This is a genomic window from Actinoplanes sp. NPDC004185 (genome assembly GCF_053603475.1).
On sequence record NZ_JBSGFR010000024.1, the window covers coordinates 31,121 to 50,382 of the forward strand.

Consider the following 19,262-nt stretch of genomic DNA (forward strand, 5'->3'; position numbering starts at 1 on the left):
CGGCATGGCCGGCTCGTCCGGGCCGTCCGGCTGGTGGCCTGGCCGTGGGGCCCCCGGGATCGCCGGGGAGATCGGCGCAGGCACTGCGGGGGAGACCGGGCGGGGGTCTTCCTCCGGGGAACGGGTCGGGGCGGTCTGGTCCCACGTCACGGCGCGCACTCCACGATCACGTCCAGGGCTCGGGCGAAGTCCTCCGCCGGGACACCGGCGTTCAGGGTCAGGCGCAGCCGGGACGAGCCGTCCGGCGTCGACGGCGGCCGGAAGCAGCCCACCGCGATGCCCCGGTCGGCGCAGTCCGCTGCCCAGGTCACCGCCGCCTCCGGCCCCGGCGCGGGCACCGACAGCACCCCCGCCGCCGGGCGCGACACCTCGAACCCGGCCGCGCCGAGCCGCCGCATGGTCAGCTCACCCCGCGCGGCGAGCACGGCCCGGCGGTCGTCCGCGGCCCGGGCCACTCGCAGCGCGGCGTGCACACCGGCCACGACGGCGGGCGGCGGGGCGGTGTCGTAGATGAAAGTGCGGCCCGTGTCGATCAGGTGCCGGATCAGCGCGGCCGGACCGGCGACCACGCCACCCGCGCCGCCCAGGGACTTCGACAGGGTCGCCGTCACGACGACGTCCGGCCGGCCCGCCAGGCCCGCTGCCGCGACGCCGCCCGCGCCCTCGGCGCCCAGCACACCCACCGCGTGGGCGTCGTCGACCAGCAGCAGCGTGTCGCGGGCGGAGGTCACCGCGTGCAGCTCGGCCAGCGGCGCCAGGTCGCCGTCCACGGAGAAGACCGACTCGGTGACGAACACGGCCGGCCGGCCGTGGTGGGCGTCGAGGATCGCCGCGAGGGCGGCCGGGTCGGCGTGCGGGGCCACGACCACCTCGGCCCCCGAGCTCTTGCAGCCGTCGATCAGCGACGCGTGGTTGTAGCGGTCCGAGACGAGCAGGGTCTCCGGGCCGGCCAGCGCGCGGACCGCCCCCAGATTGGCCAGATAGCCCGAGGAGTAGACCAGCGCCTGCTCCGCGCCGAGCCAGCCGGCCAGGTCGGTCTCCAGGGCGGCGTGGGCCCGGGTCGAGCCGCGGACGAGACGCGAACCGGTGGCGCCCAGGCCGTACTCCTGCAGAGCCCGGACCGACGCCGCGATCACCTCGGGGTGCACGGCCAGGCCGAGGTAGTCGTTGCCGGCCAGGTCGACCACCCGGTCGTCGGCCGGGCGCGGCCGCATGGTCCTGGTCAGCCCGGCCTTGGCCCGCGTGCGGGCCTGGCGCTCGAGCGCCTCCTGCCAGCCCGCCAAAGCACCCTCGCCCTCATCGCCGGACCCCGTACGCCGGGCAAACTATCACCAGGCTCCGACATCCCGGGCGGGCGGAACGCCTTGTAGGGTACGGGCATGCCAGAGATCCTCGACCGGGCCCGGGCCCAAGTTCTTGCCGATGGTGCCGGGCTCGACGAGGCGGGGATCCTCGAAGTGCTGCGGCTGCCCGACGAGGATCTGCCGGAGCTGCTCCAGGTGGCGCACGACGTCCGGATGAAGTGGTGCGGCCCGGAGGTCGAGGTCGAGGGCATCGTGTCGCTCAAGACCGGCGGCTGCCCCGAGGACTGCCACTTCTGCTCGCAGTCCGGCCTGTTCACCTCACCGGTGCGCGCGGTCTGGCTCGACATCCCCTCGCTGGTCGAGGCGGCCAAGCAGACCGCGGCGACCGGGGCGACGGAGTTCTGCATCGTGGCCGCCGTGCGCGGGCCCGACCAGCGGCTCATGGCGCAGATGCGCGAGGGCGTCAAGGCGATCAAGGAGGCCGTCGACATCCAGGTCGCGGCCAGCTTGGGCATGCTCACCCAGGAGCAGGTCGACGAGCTCGTCGAGATGGGCGTGCACCGCTACAACCACAATCTCGAGACCTGCCGGTCCTACTTCTCCAACGTGGTGACCACGCACTCGTGGGAGGAGCGCTGGGGCACGCTCAAGATGGTGCGCGACTCCGGCATGGAGGTCTGCTGCGGCGGCATCCTGGGGCTGGGAGAGTCCGTCGAGCAGCGGGCCGAGTTCGCCGCGCAGCTCGCCGAGCTGGATCCGCACGAGGTCCCGCTGAATTTCCTCAACCCGCGCCCGGGCACCCCGCTGGGTGACCGCCCGGTGGTGGAGGGCAAGGACGCGCTGCGCGCGATCGCCGCCTTCCGGCTGGCGATGCCCCGGACGATTCTGCGGTACGCGGGCGGCCGCGAGATCACCCTGGGCGACCTGGGCACCCGCGACGGCCTGCTCGGCGGCATCAACGCGGTGATCGTCGGCAACTATCTGACGACGCTGGGCCGGCCCGCCACCAGCGACCTGGAGCTGCTGCAGGAGCTGAAGATGCCGGTCAAGGCGCTCTCGGCGACGCTGTGACGGTCCTGGTGTATTGCGACCGGTGCGGTCAGGCGGCCGCGGAGGGCGACCACTCGGCGTGCGCGGCGGCCCGTGAGCTGGAGCCGCCCCGGTTCTGCCCGGACTGCCGGCGCCGGATGAAGGTGCAGGTCGTGCCGACCGGCTGGACGGCGACCTGCGTCGAGCACGGGGTGCGCCGCTCCTAGGGAGACCCATCGGCGACGGCGGACCTCGCCGGAGGCCCGCCGTCGCCGCTCTCACCCGTCACCCGGAGGTGGCAGGAGTCTCGTCGCTCGCCGACCGGTGACCCGCCACCGGCAGGGTCAGGGTCAGCAGAGCCCCGTCGCGGTCGCCGCCGTCCGCCACGCCGAAGCGGCGCAGCGTGCGGAGCATCGCGACGTTGTCGGCGCCGGTGTGTGCCACCAGGGCCGCGAAGTCCAGCCGGGCCGCCCAGGCGGTCAGCCGGCGCAGCAGCACCGTGCCGATGCCCCGGCGCTGCCAGGCGTCCTGCACCAGCAGGGCCACCTCGCCGAGGTCGCCCTCGGTGAGCAGGTTGGCCATCGCGACGACCCGTTCCTCGCCACTGGCCGGGTCGACGTGCAGGGCGAGCAGCGTCAGACCGTTCGCCGGCTCGAGCATCCGGCGCACGCGAGCCTCCGAAGGCATCTGCCCGCCACCGAGATAGCGGCGCCGGCGCGACAGCATGGAGCTGTGGGCGTGCATGCGGCGTACGCCCTCGACGTCATCGGCGGTCGCGGCGCGGATCAGCAGCTCGGCGCCGTCCGGCAGCAGCAGCGTGGTCTGGTCGGTAGTGCGGCGCACCAGGGCGCCGCTGACCTCGACCAGCGCCTGGGCCCGGGCGTACTCGGCCGGGGTGAAGGCCGGCGCGGGCCGCAGCACCTCGTAGCTGCCGCCGGCCGGGTCGATGAGCGTCATCCGCTCCTCGTCGAAGCCGTGCAGCACCACCGTGCCCTCGGGCCGCCAGCGCACCTCGGCCGCGTCGAGCAGGGTGACCAGGGCCTCGCCGAGGGAGTCCGGGTCGTGCACCAGCCGGCCGGCCAGCGCGAGCGCCCTGGTCGGCTGGTCGGCCAGGCCCTGGGCCTCGGCGCGCGTGACGAAGGCGTCGCGGCCCCGGCCGCGGGCGATCGCGGCCTGCAGCTCCTGCTCCGACATGGTGTCGGGTGCGTCGACCAGGAAGTCGTCGACCGCGCCGCCCTCGGTGGTGTGCACCTGGACGGCGAGAATGTTGACCGACCGCAGCGCTAGGCTCGCGGTCAGCACGGAGAGGTAGCCCGGCTTGTCCTCGACGGTTGCCCTGATGCGCCACAGCGCCATGCTCGGCACTCCCTCTCCCGGATCGACTCCCTGACTAAGCGTGCCTCGCCGGTGTTACCTGCGCATTGCTTCAGCCGGAACTGCTATGAGGGGTCGATCACAGCCGTGGCGACCGACGGCACACCGGCCCGGTCGAGGCGGTCACCGAGGATCACGGCGGCCGCGCGGACCAGCTGGGCGATGCGGTCCACCTCGGTGATGTGGAAGGCGGCGGCGGGCAGATCGGCGTCGTCGGTCCGGGCGATCACCAGCACCAGACCGGCGCGGCCGAACGGGGCCACCGCGTACCGGGTGCCGTCGGATGCGGTCATCGGACGGGCGCGCAGCGGGGTCACCTCGGGCAGGATCAGCGGGGACGGGGCGCGCCAGCTCGCGTACGTCACCGTGGGCTCGCTGCCGGTCGGCAGGCGCAGGGACGGCTCGTCGGCCGGGATCGGCCGGGGTGCGGCGGTGCGCGCGGCCCAGTCGGCCGGCACGATCGCGGCGGCGGCCCAGTCGGCGGCCAGCAGCCCGGGTACGGCGTCGACCAGCGTGGCCAGCCCGTCCACCGGATTGGCGGCGACCTGGGCCAGCAGCTCGGCGTCGTGACCGCCGGAGACCGGTGCGCCGATCGCCCGCCAGACGCCGTCGACCTGCACCCCGGGGATGGCGGCGAGGCCGGCCAGGAGTCGTTCGACGCGGGAGGCACCCGGCCAGACGACGGTGAAGTCGTCCACGGCCCTTCCGCCGAGCCGCTCCAGCACGACGACCTGGACGATGTCGGCCCCGGCGACGCCGAGCGTGCGCGCGACCTGACCGAGGGCTCCAGGGCGGTCCGGCAGAGTGACCCGTACCCGCAGCAACATGCAACTCCTCCCGTCCGGAGAACGGCACGGCAGTGCCGTCCCATGCGCCCAGATTGCCCAAGCGGCGTTTCACACCGGTTGCGGCGCCGTGTCCCGGCCGTCAAGGGACACAGATATGCCCGGAATCACACTTCAGGGTAGGACGGGTCAGGCGGAGGCGCGACGGACCAGATGGGTGTCGAGCAGAACGTGGGAAATCTCGACCGGCTCGCGGCGGATCCGGCACACCAGCAGCTCGGCCATGCGCCGGCCCATCTCCTCGACGGGCTGGTGGACCGTGGTCAGCGGGGGCTCGCACTGGCGGGCCACCGGTGCGTCCTCGAAGCCGATGACCGCCACGTCCTGCGGCACGCGCAGGCCCGCGTCACGCAGGGCGCGCAACGCTCCGCTGGCCATCAGGTCGGAGGCGACGAAGACGGCGTCGAGGTCGGGCTCGCGGTCGAGCAGGGCACGCATCGCCTTGGCCCCGCCGGCCTCGCTGAAGTCGCCGTACGCCACCAGCTCCGGCCCGCTGACCGCCGCGCGGTAGCCGGCCAGCCGGGCCCGGCCGACCTCCATGTCCTGCGGCCCGGCGATCGTGGCGACCCGCCGGGCGCCGTTGCCGATCAGGTATTCGACCGCCTTGCGGGCGCCCGCGGAATTGTCGACGTCGACCAGGAAGTCACTCTCGGCGGCGCGCGCGGACCGGCCGCCGAACACGAACGGCATGCCGCGCTCGCGCAGCACGGCCGGCAGCGGGTCGTCGTCGTGCAGGGAGAGCAGCAGGACGCCGTCGACGTGCTGGCCGGTCAGGTGGTGCTCGACCCGCTCGCGCTGCTCGGGGGAGGCGGCCATCGCCAGCCACAGCTGCAGCGGCGTCTCGAGCAGCGCAGCATTGATGCCGCGCAGCACGCCGGCGAAGAACGGCTCGCCGAAGACACGCTCCTGCGACTCGGAGACGACCAGGGCCACCGAGTCGGTCCGCTGGGTCACCAGGGAGCGCGCCGCCCGGTTGGGGACATAGCCCAGCTCCTGGATGGCGGCCTCGACGGCGGCCTTGGCCTGCGCGCTGACCTGCGACGACCCGTTCAGGACGCGCGATGCGGTGCCGCGGCCGACGCCGGCGCGCGCCGCGACGGCGTCGAGCGTCGGTCGCCCCGGTGCACGGACGGGTTGCCTGGTCATCCGGGCATTATCGCCCTCAGGACCGCCGATGTCTCGCCCGTACGCTGTCAGATTTGACCTTGCCGGGTTTCCGGGCTGCCCGCGCGACGCCGCGCGCCTAGGGTTCAGGGATGATCTGTCACGCTTGCCGCGAGCGCCGTCACGAGGACTGCCGGGGCGGGTCGTGGTGCGACTGCCAGCACCGTCCCGTCGAGCCGACCCCGCCGGTCACGGGCCCGGCTGCACCGTGATCGACGTCCACGACGCCGACCTGGTCGCCTGCTATCCGCGTCGTCCCGAGCCCACCCTGCGGGTGAATTTCGTCGCCAGCATCGACGGTGCCGTGACGGTCAACGGCAAGTCCGCCGGCCTCGGTGGCCCGGGCGACAAAATGATCTTCGACACACTGCGGATGCTCTGCGACGCGCTGGTGGTCGCGGCGGGCTCGGTCCGCACCGAGAACTACGACGCGTTACGGCTGACCGAGCCGGCACGGGAGTGGCGCCGGGCCCACGGCCTCAGCGAGTTCCCGCTCATGGTGGTCGTCTCCGGCTCCCTCGACCTGGACCCGGAGCAGCTCGTTTTCTCGGACGCGCCGATTCGCCCGCTGATCGTCACCCATGCCGGAGCACCCGCCGATCGCCGGACGGCCCTGGCTCAGGTGGCCGACATCATCACTGTGGGTGAGGGATCGGTCGACCTCGCCGCGGCGGTCCGCGAGCTGCACGCGCGCGGTGCCACCCAGCTGCTCTGCGAGGGCGGCCCGCACCTGTTCGGGGCGATGATCGCCGCGGATCTGGTCGACGAGCTGTGCCTGACGATCTCGCCCCGGCTGGTCGCCGGGGGTGCCGGCCGGATCGCGGCCGGGCCCGACGGCCCGCCGCGGGAGATGTCGGTGGCCGGCATCCTGGCTGACCGGGACATGCTTTTTCTCCGGTACGCCCGCAGCCGCTAGAAGTTGTGGACAACCCTGTGGACGACCCCTAGAACTTGTGGACAACGCGTGCCAACCGACGTGCCGTCCGTCGTTTGTCATACGCCTGGTGCAACATGATCGGCGTGTCTGACGAAGTGGTCGAAGTAAGCGAACCGGTCGGGCGTGTCCTCGGCACCGCCGACGCCACCCCGTTGCAGTTCTGGACGGCGGTCACGCCGGGCAGCTACCTGCAGCTCGACGACGTCGTGGTGACCAAGCGCGAGCTGCCCGGCCGCGAGCCGGTGACCATCGCCGGCGTGGTGACCCAGGTCCGCGCCCGGCACGAGGGCGCGCAGTTCGACTCCGACGTCTTCGCCATCGCCGAGGGCACCCTGCCCGCCCTGGTGCAGGAGGCGGCCGAGATCACGACCACCCGGGTCGACCCGGAGCTCTACGTGCCGCCCGCGCCCGGCGCCGTCGTGCACCGGGCCTCCGGCGCCGCGCGCGATGCGGCCCTGCACTTCGACCGGATGGAGCGGCGGGTCCCGATGGGCACCGGCCGCGACGGCGTGCCGGTCTTCCTCAACGCCGACTTCCTCGACGGCACCCGCGGCGCCCACGTGTCCATCTCCGGCATCTCGGGCGTGGCCACCAAGACCAGCTTCGCCACGTTCCTGCTCTATTCGGTGTTCCGGTCCGGGCAGCTCGGTGGCGACGCGGTCAACGCCCGCGCCCTGATCTTCAACGTCAAGGGCGAGGACCTGCTCTTCCTCGACCACCCCAACACCAAGCTCGACGAGGCCACCGAGGCGGCGTACGCGCGACTCGGCCTGCCCGCGACCCCGTTCCCCGACGTGCGGGTCTACGCGCCGCCGCGGGCCGGTGACTCCTCCGGGGCGCCCGACGTGCAGAGCCGGCTCACCGGGGTCGACAGCTTCTACTGGACGCTCGAGGAGTTCTGCGAGAAGCGGCTGCTCCCGTACGTCTTCGCCGACGCCGACGACGAACGCCAGCAGTACACGATGGTCGTCCACTCGGTGACCGCGCACCTGGCCCGGCACGCGGTGCCCGCCGAGGGCGGCATCAGCATCGACGGGCGGCGGCTGTCGTCGTACGGCGACCTCGTGGACCACGTCGTCGACCAGCTCACCGACGACGAGACCCGTTCCACCTGGGCCGGCAGCGCGGTCAACATGGGCACGGTCAACGCGTTCGCCCGCCGGCTGATCGGCAGCAAGCGCGACCTGGCCCGGCTCATCCGCGGCGACCTGGCCGCCCGCCACCCGCACCAGATCAAGACCGCCGAGAGCGCCCAGGTCACCGTCGTCGACCTGCACAATCTGCCGGACCGCGCGCAGCGCTTCGTGGTGGGCGTGACCCTCAAGACGGAGTTCGACGACAAGGAGAAGTCGGGCACCGGCCGCCCGCTGCTGTTCGTCGTGCTCGACGAGCTCAACAAATACGCACCCCGCGAGGGCTCGTCCCCGATCAAGGAGGTGCTGCTCGACATCGCCGAGCGCGGCCGTTCGCTGGGCGTGATCCTGATCGGCGCGCAGCAGACCGCCAGCGAGGTGGAGCGGCGGATCGTCACCAACTCGGCGATCCGGGTGGTCGGCCGCCTCGACCCGGCCGAGGCGTCCCGCCCGGAATACGGCTTCCTGCCCCCGGCCATGCGCCAGCGGGCCCTGCTGGCCCGGCCCGGCACGATGTTCGTCAACCAGCCGGACATCCCCGTCCCCCTGTGTGTCGAGTTCCCGTTCCCGGCCTGGGCCACCCGCAAATCCGAGTCGGGACCGCCCCCGGCAGCCACGATGCGCTCGATCGTGCAGGGGGTCGACCCGTTCGCGGTGGTCGGCGGCCGCGGCGGTTCGTCCGACGACGACATCCCGTTCTAGCCTTCCAGGGCGCCTCCGGCGTACGTCACCACCAAACGGCGAAAGATAGAGCGATGCGCATCCTGCACACGTCCGACTGGCACGTCGGGAAGGTTCTGAAGGGCCGGACCCGGCACGAGGAACACATCAAGGTGCTCGGCCAGGTCGTGGAGATCGCCCGGGCCGAGCAGCCCGACCTCGTGATCATCGCCGGTGACCTCTACGACACCGCCGCGCCGTCGCCGGACGCCGTCCGCGTGGTGACCCGGGCGCTGTCCGCCCTGCGGCAGACCGGTGCCACGGTGATCGCGATCGGCGGCAACCACGACAACGGCCAGGCGCTGGACGCGCTGCGCCCGTGGGCCGAGGCGGCCGGCATCACGCTGCGCGGTTCCGTGCGCGACAAGCCCGACGACCTGATCCTGACCGGGACGACCGCCGGCGGTGAGCGCTGGCGGCTGGCCGCTCTGCCCTTCCTCTCCCAGCGCTATGCGATCCGCGCCGTGGAGATGTACGAGCTGACCGCGGCCGAGGCCAGCCAGACGTACGCCGACCACATCGCGCGGCTGATCGCCCGGCTGGCGGAGGACTTCGGCGAGCCCGGCGTGGTCAACCTGCTCACCGCCCACCTGACCGTGGTCGGTGCCAGCGCCGGTGGCGGCGAGCGGGAGGCCCACACCGTGATGGGGTATGCGGTCCCGGCCACCGTCTTCCCGCCCGGCACGCACTACGTCGCCCTGGGTCACCTGCACCGTTCCCAGGCGGTCATCGGCCCCTGCCCGGTGCGTTACAGCGGCAGCCCGCTCGCCGTCGACTTCGGCGAGGAGGAGAACATCAGCTCTGTCGCGATCGTGGACGTCTCGGCCGAGAAGGCGGCGAAGGTCCGCGATGTGCCCGTGACCTCGGCCCGGACGCTGCGCACCGTACGCGGCTCGCTCGACCAGCTCGCCACGGTGAACCTTCCGGAGGCCTGGCTGCGTGTATTCGTCCGTGAGACGCCACGGGTCGGGCTGCGCGAGGACGTCCAGGAGCTCCTGCCCAACGCCCTGGAGGTGCGCATCGATCCGGACATGGTGCCCGACCGGGCCGGGGAGCGGATGGCCCAGCGCGCCGGGCGCAGCCCCCGCCAGCTCTTCGGCGACTATCTGGACAGTCGCGGCAACGCCGAGGAGGGCGTCCGTGAACTCTTCGACGAGCTCTACGACGAGGTGAGCACCCACTCATGAGGCCGCTACGGCTCGACATGGCCGGCTTCACGGTCTTCCGGGAGGAGACCACGGTCGATTTCACCGACGCGGACTATTTCGCGCTGGTGGGCCCGACGGGCTCCGGGAAGTCGACGGTGCTCGACGGCATCTGCTTCGCCCTCTACGGCAGCGTGCCCCGCTGGGGCGGCAGCCGCGGCATCGGCAACGCGCTGGCGCCCTCGGCCACCGAGGCCCGGGTGCGGCTCGTCTTCGAGTCCGCCGGCTCGCGCTATGTGGCGACCCGGGTGGTGCGCCGCGACGGCCGGGGCAACGTCAAGACGGCCGGCGCGGGCCTGCAGCTCATGCCGCCGGGCTTCGACGTGACCCGGCTCGACACCGGGATGAGCCTGGAGGACCTCGGTGACGTGCTCGCCGGGACCCCGGCCGAGATGGACGCCGCGATCGTCGAGGCGGTCGGGCTGCCGTACGAGCAGTTCACCAGCTGCGTGATCCTGCCGCAGGGCCAGTTCGCCGACTTCCTGCACGCCAAGCCGGCCACCCGCCAGCAGATCCTGGTCAACCTGCTCGGCCTGCACGTCTACGAGGAGGTCCAGGCCAAGGCCTCGACCCGCGCGACGAAGGCGGAGGCCCAGCTGGCCACCCTCGACCAGCTGCTGGCCGGGCTGACCGACGCCGACGACGAGGCGGTCGACGCCGCCGAGACGCGCCTGACCGCGATGCGCGAGCTGACCCGGGCCGTCGAGCAGGCGGTGCCGCAGCTCAGCGTGGTCCGGGCCCGCGAGACCGAGCTGGCCGCGGCCCGCGACGCGATCGCCGGCGAGCTGGCCGTGCTCGCCCGGGTCAGGATGCCGGCCGGCAGCGCCAAGGTCGCCGAGGCCGCGGCCGCCGCCCGGGCCGGCGCCGAGGAGGCGGCGGCGGGCGTGCGCGCGGCCGAGGAGCGCGAAGAAAAGGTACGGGGTGAGCTGGCCGCCGCCGGTGACGCGGGTTCGCTCGGCCTGCTGCTGGACCGCCACCTCGAACTGGACCGGCTGACCGGCCAGGCGGAGTGGTTCGCGGGCGAGGTCTCCGTGGCCGAGGTGGAATACCAGGACGCCGTGGCGGCCGCCGACTTGGCCCGGGCCGCGCACACGGGCGCCGAGCAGCTGCTGGAGCAGGCCCGCCTGGAATACGCCGAGGCCCAGACCCTGGATCGCGCGGCCGCGCTGCGGGCGCACCTGACGGTCGGTCATGACTGCCCGGTGTGCGCCCAGCCGGTGACCGAGGTGCCGCCGATGCCGGAGGGCTCGGCGGTCCAGGCCGCCGAGCGCACGGGCAAGGCGGCCCGGGCCGCGGCGGACGTGGCCTCGACGGCGTTCAAGCAGCGCGACGCCGTGGCGCGGGAGCTCGAGCGCGGCCTCGACCGCAAGCGCGCCCAGCTGGAGCAGCACCGGTCCCGGCTCACCGAGGTGCGCGCCGCGCTGGCCGACTCGCCCGGCGTCGAGGCCCTGCGCCGGCAGCTGGAGGAGCTGACCAAGCTGCAGAAGAAGCTCGACCACGCCGGTGCGGCGGTCCGCGAGGCCCGCGACGCGCAGCGGCGGGCGCACGCGGCGGTCGCGGCGGCCGACGAGCAGCAGCGCGCGGCCTGGCGTTCGTTCGACACGGTCCGCGACGCGGTGGCCCGGTTCTCGCCCCCGCCGGCCGACCGTGACGACCTAGCCGCGGCCTGGTCCACGCTGGTCGAGTGGGCGCGGACGTCCGCCCGGGAGCGGGAGGCAGCCCGCGCCGAGGCCGCCGCGGCGGTCGAGGCCGCGCACGCGGAGACCCAGCAGGCCCGCGCGGCCGTGCTGACCCTGTTCACCGACGCCGGGCTCAACGCACCGTCCGGCGGTGCCGACGCCGACCTCATCCGGGCCGCCGCGGTGGCCGCCGAACGGGCCGAGGCGGCCTGGCAGCGGCTGGTCGACCGCCGCGAGCAGGCCCGGGAGCTGGCCGAGCAGCGCGCCACGCTGCTGCGCGACGGCCGGGTGGCCAAGGCCCTCGCCGGGCACCTGCGGGCCAACAACTTCGAGCGCTGGCTGCTGGAGGAGGCGCTGGATCTGCTCGTCGACGGCGCGTCGCGGATCCTGCGCGAGCTGACCGGAGGACAGTACGACCTGATGCACGACAAGGGTGAGTTCTTCGTCATCGACCACCACGACGCGGGCCTGCGGCGCGGGGTACGCACCCTGTCCGGCGGCGAGACGTTCCAGGCGTCGCTGGCGCTGGCCCTCGCCCTCTCCGAGCAGCTCGCCGGCATGTCGACCACGGCGGCGAGCCTGGAGTCCATCGTGCTCGACGAAGGCTTCGGCACCCTCGACGCGGCGACGCTGGACGTGGTGGCGGCGACCCTGGAAAACCTGGCCGCCCGCGGGGACCGGATGGTCGGGGTGGTCACCCACGTCAACGCGCTGGCGGAACGCGTACCGGTGCGGTTCGAGGTGCACAAGGACGCCCGTACGGCTCATGTGGAAAGGGTTGGTCTGTGACGCGGATGTTCGTCGACGCCTGGGATCCGTCGTACGGGGCGTCGTTCGAGGGCGACTCGTCGGACGGGCCGGCGTCGCCCAGCAGCGCGCAGGTCGACACGGACGTCGAGGTGCCCGCCGACCAGTGGGCCCCGATCGACGTCTCGTCCCGGGTCCGCTGCCCCGACGTGGTGTTCCTCGTCGACGGCGTCCGCCGCAACGACGCCGGCCTGTGGACGGCCGAGGAGGACGGCATGTCGTACGCCGGGCTGGCCGCCTCGTACGCCGCCGGCGTGGTGCGCTGCGACCTGCGCAACGGCGTCGCCGAGCTCGCCGGGGCGCGCGTGGCCCGGGGTCTGTTCACCGCCTCGCCGAGCGCCGAGGACCTCCAAGCCGGCTCGGTCCGCTACGAGGTGCACCGGGTCAGCGGCACCGGCGAGGCGAGCAAGCTGCCGGCCGCGGTCCAGGCGCCCCTGACCGCCCTGGAGATCGACATCTCGGGCGCGGCCCGCGACGGCGGCACGGACGGCGCCGATCTGCTGGTGGTGGACGGGCCGTTGCGTAACCGGCGGCAGCTGCCCCGCACGATCGGCTATGTGAAGACGCAGCAGAAGCAGTATCTGCCGGCGGCTCTGACCGCGGTGGTGACCTCGCTGCGGCCGACCCAGCGCACACCGGTCTTCCAGATGGGCACGGTCTGGGGCGGCTGGTCCTGGTATCTGCGCCTGCCGGGGGCCTCAGGAGCGCCGTGGTCGGGCATCGTCCGGATCGAGTGCTCCCCGGACCTGACCCCGGCCGAGGCGATCGAGCTGGCCGACCTGTCGTCCGCGACGCTGCCGAGGTTCGCCTCATCGTCCTACAAGGACCCCCGCGCACCGCAAAATCTGGTGCCGATCGCGGGTCTGGAGCGGCGCCTGCGCGGCATGCTGGGCGACGCGCGGGTGCTGCACCGAGCCCTGACCCTGGCCACCGCTCGAAGCCGCTGACCTCGCCGCCGCCGTCGGCGTATCTTCTTGCCCGTGGGACTCCGGTTCGAGACGCGCCGGTCGGACTCGCCGTGGGTCGACGCCGTGTGGACCTGCGCGAGTGACCAGGTCACTGCGATGACGTCCGTCGCCGGGGTGCGCTGGGGCCTGGTGTTCTGGGCGCGGGCCGGCCGGGCGTACGCGGGCATCACCGGTCCGGAGACCCGCACCGGCACGGCGCCGGTGCCGGCGGGCGCGACCTTCACGGGCATCGAGTTCGCCGTGGGCACCTCGTTACGGGCCGTGCCCACGCCGGCGCTGGTCGACGGCGGTGTCGAGCTTCCCGACACCACGCGCCGGACGTTCCGGCTGGACGGCGCGCGGTGGGAGACGCCCGGCCCCGACGACGCGGAGGCCCTGGTCACCCGGCTGGTCCGAGCCGGGACCGTGGTCCGGGACCCCCTCGTCGCCGAGCTGCTGCGGGGTCACCGCCCGGCGGTCTCCGGGCGTACGGCCGAACGCCGGTTTCGTGCCGCGACCGGACTGACCCGGGGTGCGGTCCGGCAGATCGAGCGAGCCCGCACAGCGGCGGAGCTGCTGGGGGGCGGCGACCCGGCCGCCGACGTCGTCGCCAAGCTGGACTACTTCGACGAGCCGCACCTGGCCCGGGCACTGCGCAGCTACGTCGGACGCACCGCCGGACAGTTGCGCGACGGAGCCGGCGGCGCGATCGCCCTCGACCTGGATCAGCGCCTGACGTCGTAGACCAGCTTCAGGATCCCGTTCGGGTAGCTCTCCGACTCGCGCAGCGTGAGCATGTGCTTGTCCCGGTCGGCCCGGCCGAACAAACTCTTGCCGGCGCCGAGCAGCACGGGGAAGACGAGCAGGTGGTACCGGTCGATCAGGCCCGCGTCCGACAGCCGCCTGGCCAGTTCCGCGCTCCCGTGGATGAAGATCGCCCCGCCCTCGCCCCGCTTGAGCGCAGCGACATCCTCGGTCGAACGCAGAACCGTCGTCGGACCCCACCCGTCGACCAGGGCGTCGTCGGCCAGCGAGCTCGACACCACATACTTGGGCAGCTCTTTGTAGTCGGCGTGGTCCGCGGAGCCGGGCCAGGTCAGCGCGAACGCCTCGTAGCTGCGCCGGCCGAACATCAGCGCTGTCGTGTCGGCGAGCTCCTCGCCCTTCAGCGACCAGGCTTCCGGGACGAACTCGAGGTCCTTGAACACCCAGCCGCCGCTGCGATGCTCCTCGCCCGGCCCGCCGCCGGGTGAGTCCACGACACCGTCCAGCGACATGAAACCGGTGTAGACCAGGTCACGCATGGTGCTGTCTCCTCGTGCTCGGGGTGAGGTCGGGTTCACGCTAGACCGTGGCTGCGGGCGCCGTCTTGGACGGAAACGACAACCACCCCGAACGGCCGGGGAGCGGTTGAGCCTGGCCGCCCGGTACGGCGGCTTTACCGAACCCGCCGGCCCGGTCGGGCGGGATAGCCGGCGCTGCTCGGTGCTGGCGCCGAGCTCGGGAGGATTGGGGCGGGCTGATGAGGTCCGCGGCACTTCGCTGTCCGGTGCTGGCGGCGGGCCGGTCGGGACTGGGCAGGGCGGGGTGGTGTCGCCCGTGCATTTCGCTGCTCGGCGCTGGCGCCGGGTTCGTGGGAACTGGGCCGGGTGGGATGGCCGTGGCCCTCCGGTGCGGTGCTGGCGGCGGCCCTGTGGGAACTGGGCCAAGCGGGACAGTCGGACCGCTCAGTCCGCTGGAAGGTGGCGGCGGGCCGGTTGGACTGGGCGGGATGGTGATGGCCGTGAACTTCGCTGCCCCGCGATGGCGGCGGGCCGGTTGCGGCTGGGCAGGGTGGGATGGTGGCGGCCGCTTACTTCGCGGCTCGGCGCTGGTGCCGGGCCGGCTGGGACGCGGCCGCGCGGATGGCGAGGGCCGCTTGCACCGCTGCTCGGTGCTGGCGGCGGGCTGGTTGCGGCTGGGCAGGGTGGAATGGTGACGGCCGCTCGCTTCGCTGCCGAGCCTGGTCCCGGGCCGGTTGCAGCGGGGCGGGCGGATGGCGGGGGCTGCGAACTCTGCCGCGGGCCAGGAGCGCGTCGGCGACTGGCGGGCCGCCAGGCGGGCCGGCCGAGGTCTGCAGCCACGCGCGGCCCCAGCCGCGAACAGGCCCACTGGGCGATTCGGAATCTTTGTGAGTTTTCCGGGACGGATGGGCCGCTGACCGTTCGCGTCCCCGCCGTGGCGGACCGGTCGGTTTCCGCTGGCCACGCGGCCCAGCGCCGCCCGCACCAGACTCCACCCCCGCCCACCCTCTTGGCCAAATGCCAACAGTCGGTGAGCGCCACCGCACCCGCCGCGACCAAGACCACCCACCCGCGGGTCGATGGCGCACTCCGCGTCTGTCGTCCTCACCGGCTTGCTGAGTATTATTCGCGTGCCCCCGAGTACATATCGGTGTCTATGCATGAAAGTCGCGCCCCCTCGTGGCTTGGACCCGGAGGAATCTCTTGCAACTGCGCCTCGCTGCCGGCCGGCCCCTCGGGCTTCCGGAAATTTTCCCGTTCGCTTTGATCCCGGCCGGTGTTCCGGGCCGTATGACAGGCGACGGGGAAAGCACCGGCTGGAGGATTCGATGCATGCGTTGGTCATGGAGCGGCTCACGCCGGACAGGGTGTGCGCGATGACGCAGCAGCGGTCCGGTGGTAGGTGGCAGGCTCTCGACGGAGGCCGTGGTGCGGACAATGATGATGCCGTGATTCCACGACAGGCCCGGCACGGGGCTGCGTCGGAGACGGCGAGCCACGAGGACACCCTTGTCCGCATGCTGTACGAGGAGCACGCGGGTCCCCTGCTGATGTTCGTGCTGCGGCTCACCGGCGGCGACCGGCAACGGGCCGAGGACATCGTGCAGGAGACGCTCCTGCGGGCCTGGCGCAACGCGCACCGGCTCGGGGCCCAGGGTCAGCAGTCGTTGCGTCCGTGGCTGGTCACCGTCGCCCGGCGCATCGCCATCGACGACCACCGCAGCGTCAGCGCCCGGCCACCGGAGACGTACGACCGCGAGCTGGAGAGTTTTCCCAGCACCGCCGACGACACCGACCGCGTGTTGCAGCTCATGACCGTGACCGACGCGCTCCGTACGCTCAGCCAGTCGCACCGTGAGATCCTGGTCGAGACGTACTTCCGCGGCAAGACTGTTCCGGAGGCAGCCGAGGTTCTCGGCCTGCCGCTGGGCACTGCCAAGTCTCGTGTGTACTACGCCCTGCGGGCCCTGCGTACGGCCTTGCAGCAGCGGGGGGTGACGGAATGACACAGGAACAACACTTCGACGTCGCGTCGTACGCGCTGGGCGTGCTCGACGAGCGGGACGCCTCCCGCTTCGAGGATCACTTGATCGACTGCCCGGCCTGCGCCATCGAGCTCGAGTCGCTGCTGCCGGTCGTGGACATCCTCTCGGACGTGGACGCGGACGCCCTGGTGGCGACCGAGCAGTCCCGCCGCGACGGCCTGATGCTCAAGACGATGATCGGCGAGGTGAAGCGCGAGCGTCGCCGGGCCAACAGCCGGCGGCTCTACTCGCTGGCCGCGGCGGTCGTGGTCTTCGCGATGCTCTCGATCGGCGCTCTCTTCGCCGGCGGTCAGTGGCTCGGCAACAACGACCCGCAGAACCCGAGCCAGCAGGCCCGGTCGAGCAAGCAGCTCGATCCGCTGCCGGCCGCCGAGGGCGGCACCGGCATCGGCGGGCCGGACCTGGTGGGCGAGCGGCTCGGCGGCACGGATCCGCGCAGCGGTGTCAGCGCCGACGTGGGCCTGGAGGCCAAGGACTGGGGCACCCAGGTGTCGTTCGCGGTCTCCAACATCAAGGGACCGCTGACCTGCCGGCTCGTGGTGGTCCGGCGGGACGGCGCCTCGGAGGTCCTGTCGTCCTGGAAGGTCGGCGACAAGGGCTGGGGCACGGCCGCGCAGCCCGAGCCGCTGCTGCTGCAGGCGGTCACGGCCCTGCCGCGGGCGGACATCGCCTTCCTGCAGATCCAGTCGGTCGACGACAAGGGCGGCACGGAGACCCTCGTCCGCGTTCCCTGACCTGAGACGAACGACGAAGCCCGGCCGCGTCAGCGCGGCCGGGCTTCGCTGTTTCCGGTGCGAAAATGAACGATGCTCGTCGGTCAATTACTGATTGCTAATAGGCTCGGCACGCTGTGCGACAAAGGTGCGGACGGGCCACTCAATCACGTACCGCGGCGGCGTTCGGTTCAATCCAGATTCAGAGAAATTGATTGGCCCGATTCTTCAACCGCCGGCGGCGCCGGCGCGTACTACAGCCCGGACACGGAGATCGACGATCCCAGTTGGAGGGCACCAGTGGTACCGGAGAAGCGGAAGTTGAAGGTCGTCGGCGCCTCTATCGCGGCGGCGTTCGTGCTGACCGGTTGCGCCCCGGCGGGACTGGACAATGCCAGCGACTACGGCGCGGAGCCGGCGGCGAACGCGGTCGACGCGACCGCCACCCCGTCGCCCACCGACGAGCCGGAGGGCGACGCCCCCGAGGGCGACGAGGCTGATGCCCCGGAGCTCAGCGAGGACGAGGTCACCTCCGAGCTGAACGGGGCCGAGGTCAAGCGGATGGGCGAGACGGTCCAGAACCAGGACGGCTTCGTGCTCTACCGCTTCGACGACGACAAGGTGAAGCCGAAGGTCGTCTCCGAGTGCAACGGTGACTGCGCCAAGGTGTGGCCGCCCGCGGTCATCAACAAGGGTGAGAAGCCCAAGCTGAAGGGCGTCGACGCGGACAAGGTCGGCACCGTCACCCGCGAGGACGGCACGCTGCAGCTGACCATCGACAAGTGGCCGGTCTACACCTACATCGGTGACAAGAAGGCCGGTCAGTGGAAGGGCCAGAACGTCGGCAAGAAGTGGTTCGTCATCACTCCCGAAGGCAAGAAGAACCTGACCTGCCTCCCGGCCCCGTCCAAGGCTGTCGCACCGCCCGCGGACGACAAGGAAGAGGGCGGCAGCGACTCGTCCGGTGACGCCGGCGCCGCCGACTCGGGCTCCGACTACAGCTACTGACCGACCTGCACGGGTGGCGGCCGGTCGACGTCCACGGCGTCGGCCGGTTACCACCTTCAAAGACCGGAACCGCTATAAGTCTTCGTTAAATCGGGCCTAAATACATCGCATCGACGGGCCCGTCAGGAAACGCTTCTCGTAGCGTTCGCTCGATCGGCCGACAGGCCACCGGAATTGTTTACCCGAATCTTTGTCGGAGGTGTGAAAGATGATTGCCGCCCGCTCCTCGCGCCGGCTGCACCGCTGGCTGGTGGGCGTCCTGGCAATGGTCCTGACGGTCCTGCTGGCGCCGGCCGGAATGGCTCGCGCCGCCGAACCCGGCCCCGTCCCGGTCCCGCCGAACACCGGTCTGACCGACAAGGGCGCCGGCGCCGTCACTGCCGCCGATCGGGACTTCGTCGTCAAGGTCCGGCTCGCCGGTCTGTGGGAGATCCCGGCCGGCAACATGGCCGTGGAGAAGTCCGAGGACCCCCGCGTCAAGAAGATCGGCGAATCGATCTCGCAGCAGCACGTGGTGCTGGACAAGCTCGACATCGCGGTCGCCAAGAAGCTGGGCATCGCGCTGCCGAACCAGCCGAACAGCGACCAGCAGGGCTGGCTGAACGAGATGAAGAACGCCTCGTCGCCCGCGACCTTCGACCAGATCTACATCGACCGGCTGCGGGCCGCGCACGGCAAGATCTTCCCGGCCATCGCGACGATCCGGGCCAGCACCCGCAACGACTCGGTGCGCAAGCTCGCGCAGCAGGCGAACCAGTTCGTGATGACCCACATGACCCTGCTGGAGAGCAGCGGCATCGTCGACTACGGCTCCCTGCCGACCGCCCCGGCCCCGGCCGCGGCCGGTGGTGGCCCGGTGCCGGTCGACAACCAGATGCTCGCCGCGGCGGGCGCCGGCGGTGTACCGGGCGTCAACACCTCGGTCATCCTCCTCGTTCTCGCCGGTGCCCTCGTGGCCGGTGTGATCACCACCATGCGCATCTTCCGGACGCGATAGCCCGCGGACGGTCCGACCTGGCCAGCCGACCAGGCCGTACGGCATCACCCCCAGGCGGCTGCTCCACCGCCC

General features: G+C 72.4%; 16 protein-coding genes and 1 pseudogene. 12 read left to right on the forward strand and 5 right to left on the reverse strand.

Features of this window, described 5'->3' with window-relative positions; genetic code table 11:
- Window positions 1–146: 146 nt before the first annotated feature.
- A complete protein-coding gene (locus ACWEOZ_RS24200; protein ID WP_451912947.1) occupies window positions 147–1,283 on the reverse strand; it encodes an 8-amino-7-oxononanoate synthase in 1,137 nt (378 codons plus the stop codon).
- 96 nt (window positions 1,284–1,379) lie between these two features.
- On the opposite strand from ACWEOZ_RS24200, the gene bioB reads away from it, so the two are divergent.
- On the forward strand, window positions 1,380–2,375 hold the full coding sequence (gene bioB, locus ACWEOZ_RS24205; RefSeq protein ID WP_451912948.1) for a biotin synthase BioB: 996 nt from the start codon (window positions 1,380–1,382) through the stop codon (window positions 2,373–2,375).
- A pseudogene (gene bsaP / locus ACWEOZ_RS24210) lies at window positions 2,288–2,560 on the forward strand (biotin synthase auxiliary protein BsaP); the annotation flags it as partial. The gene bioB and the pseudogene bsaP, both read left to right, overlap by 88 nt.
- Before the next feature lie 58 nt (window positions 2,561–2,618).
- Here bsaP and ACWEOZ_RS24215 read toward each other — a convergent pair.
- From ACWEOZ_RS24215 to ACWEOZ_RS24225, 3 genes are all read right to left on the reverse strand, one after another.
- The gene (locus ACWEOZ_RS24215; protein WP_451912949.1) at window positions 2,619–3,689 is read right to left on the reverse strand and encodes a GNAT family N-acetyltransferase; all 1,071 of its coding nucleotides are present in this window, start codon (window positions 3,687–3,689) and stop codon (window positions 2,619–2,621) included.
- A gap of 83 nt (window positions 3,690–3,772) precedes the next feature.
- Window positions 3,773–4,534, reverse strand: a complete 762-nt coding sequence (locus tag ACWEOZ_RS24220; protein WP_451912950.1) for an amino acid-binding protein — start codon at window positions 4,532–4,534, stop codon at window positions 3,773–3,775.
- Window positions 4,535–4,681: 147 nt separating this feature from the next.
- Entirely contained in the window at window positions 4,682–5,698 is a 1,017-nt protein-coding gene (locus ACWEOZ_RS24225; RefSeq protein ID WP_451912951.1) for a LacI family DNA-binding transcriptional regulator, read from the reverse strand.
- A gap of 226 nt (window positions 5,699–5,924) precedes the next feature.
- On the opposite strand from ACWEOZ_RS24225, the gene ACWEOZ_RS24230 reads away from it, so the two are divergent.
- The 6 genes from ACWEOZ_RS24230 to ACWEOZ_RS24255 all read left to right on the forward strand — a co-directional run bounded on the left by ACWEOZ_RS24230 (window position 5,925) and on the right by ACWEOZ_RS24255 (window position 13,888).
- Window positions 5,925–6,632 carry a pyrimidine reductase family protein gene (locus ACWEOZ_RS24230; protein WP_451912952.1) on the forward strand — a complete coding sequence of 236 codons (708 nt, stop codon included), beginning with the start codon at window positions 5,925–5,927 and terminating at the stop codon, window positions 6,630–6,632.
- Between the two features lie 95 nt (window positions 6,633–6,727).
- Window positions 6,728–8,488: an ATP-binding protein gene (locus ACWEOZ_RS24235; protein WP_451912953.1), complete on the forward strand. Its 1,761-nt coding sequence runs from the start codon at window positions 6,728–6,730 to the stop codon at window positions 8,486–8,488.
- Between the two features lie 53 nt (window positions 8,489–8,541).
- Window positions 8,542–9,693 carry an exonuclease SbcCD subunit D gene (locus tag ACWEOZ_RS24240; protein ID WP_451912954.1) on the forward strand — a complete coding sequence of 384 codons (1,152 nt, stop codon included), beginning with the start codon at window positions 8,542–8,544 and terminating at the stop codon, window positions 9,691–9,693.
- Window positions 9,690–12,179 carry an AAA family ATPase gene (locus ACWEOZ_RS24245; protein ID WP_451912955.1) on the forward strand — a complete coding sequence of 830 codons (2,490 nt, stop codon included), beginning with the start codon at window positions 9,690–9,692 and terminating at the stop codon, window positions 12,177–12,179. Before ACWEOZ_RS24240 ends, ACWEOZ_RS24245 begins: the two co-directional genes overlap by 4 nt.
- Window positions 12,176–13,144 carry a hypothetical protein gene (locus tag ACWEOZ_RS24250; RefSeq protein ID WP_451912956.1) on the forward strand — a complete coding sequence of 323 codons (969 nt, stop codon included), beginning with the start codon at window positions 12,176–12,178 and terminating at the stop codon, window positions 13,142–13,144. Before ACWEOZ_RS24245 ends, ACWEOZ_RS24250 begins: the two co-directional genes overlap by 4 nt.
- Window positions 13,145–13,177: 33 nt before the next feature.
- Window positions 13,178–13,888, forward strand: coding sequence for a helix-turn-helix domain-containing protein (locus tag ACWEOZ_RS24255; protein ID WP_451912957.1), 711 nt, complete (start codon window positions 13,178–13,180; stop codon window positions 13,886–13,888).
- Here ACWEOZ_RS24255 and ACWEOZ_RS24260 read toward each other — a convergent pair.
- Window positions 13,870–14,448 carry a dihydrofolate reductase family protein gene (locus ACWEOZ_RS24260; protein ID WP_451912958.1) on the reverse strand — a complete coding sequence of 193 codons (579 nt, stop codon included), beginning with the start codon at window positions 14,446–14,448 and terminating at the stop codon, window positions 13,870–13,872. The genes ACWEOZ_RS24255 and ACWEOZ_RS24260 overlap by 19 nt on opposite strands.
- Before the next feature lie 1,307 nt (window positions 14,449–15,755).
- Between ACWEOZ_RS24260 and ACWEOZ_RS24265 the strand changes: the two genes are divergently transcribed.
- From ACWEOZ_RS24265 to ACWEOZ_RS24280, 4 genes are all read left to right on the forward strand, one after another.
- Window positions 15,756–16,433 carry a sigma-70 family RNA polymerase sigma factor gene (locus tag ACWEOZ_RS24265; RefSeq protein WP_212987627.1) on the forward strand — a complete coding sequence of 226 codons (678 nt, stop codon included), beginning with the start codon at window positions 15,756–15,758 and terminating at the stop codon, window positions 16,431–16,433.
- A complete protein-coding gene (locus ACWEOZ_RS24270) occupies window positions 16,430–17,206 on the forward strand; it encodes an anti-sigma factor family protein (protein ID WP_451912959.1) in 777 nt (258 codons plus the stop codon). The genes ACWEOZ_RS24265 and ACWEOZ_RS24270 overlap by 4 nt, the downstream gene beginning before the upstream one ends.
- A gap of 300 nt (window positions 17,207–17,506) precedes the next feature.
- Window positions 17,507–18,193 carry a COG4315 family predicted lipoprotein gene (locus ACWEOZ_RS24275; protein WP_451912960.1) on the forward strand — a complete coding sequence of 229 codons (687 nt, stop codon included), beginning with the start codon at window positions 17,507–17,509 and terminating at the stop codon, window positions 18,191–18,193.
- A 208-nt stretch (window positions 18,194–18,401) separates the two neighbouring features.
- A complete protein-coding gene (locus tag ACWEOZ_RS24280; RefSeq protein WP_451912961.1) occupies window positions 18,402–19,190 on the forward strand; it encodes a DUF4142 domain-containing protein in 789 nt (262 codons plus the stop codon).
- Window positions 19,191–19,262: the final 72 nt, after the last annotated feature.

Coding starts and splice junctions, on each gene's coding strand:
- bioB (WP_451912948.1), top strand. CDS start 1,380: ATGCCAGAGATCCTCGACCGGGCCCGGGCCCAAGTTCTTGCCGATGGT.
- ACWEOZ_RS24215 (WP_451912949.1), bottom strand. CDS start 3,689: ATGGCGCTGTGGCGCATCAGGGCAACCGTCGAGGACAAGCCGGGCTAC.
- ACWEOZ_RS24220 (WP_451912950.1), bottom strand. CDS start 4,534: ATGTTGCTGCGGGTACGGGTCACTCTGCCGGACCGCCCTGGAGCCCTC.
- ACWEOZ_RS24225 (WP_451912951.1), bottom strand. CDS start 5,698: ATGACCAGGCAACCCGTCCGTGCACCGGGGCGACCGACGCTCGACGCC.
- ACWEOZ_RS24235 (WP_451912953.1), top strand. CDS start 6,728: ATGATCGGCGTGTCTGACGAAGTGGTCGAAGTAAGCGAACCGGTCGGG.
- ACWEOZ_RS24240 (WP_451912954.1), top strand. CDS start 8,542: ATGCGCATCCTGCACACGTCCGACTGGCACGTCGGGAAGGTTCTGAAG.
- ACWEOZ_RS24245 (WP_451912955.1), top strand. CDS start 9,690: ATGAGGCCGCTACGGCTCGACATGGCCGGCTTCACGGTCTTCCGGGAG.
- ACWEOZ_RS24260 (WP_451912958.1), bottom strand. CDS start 14,448: ATGCGTGACCTGGTCTACACCGGTTTCATGTCGCTGGACGGTGTCGTG.
- ACWEOZ_RS24265 (WP_212987627.1), top strand. CDS start 15,756: ATGCATGCGTTGGTCATGGAGCGGCTCACGCCGGACAGGGTGTGCGCG.
- ACWEOZ_RS24270 (WP_451912959.1), top strand. CDS start 16,430: ATGACACAGGAACAACACTTCGACGTCGCGTCGTACGCGCTGGGCGTG.
- ACWEOZ_RS24280 (WP_451912961.1), top strand. CDS start 18,402: ATGATTGCCGCCCGCTCCTCGCGCCGGCTGCACCGCTGGCTGGTGGGC.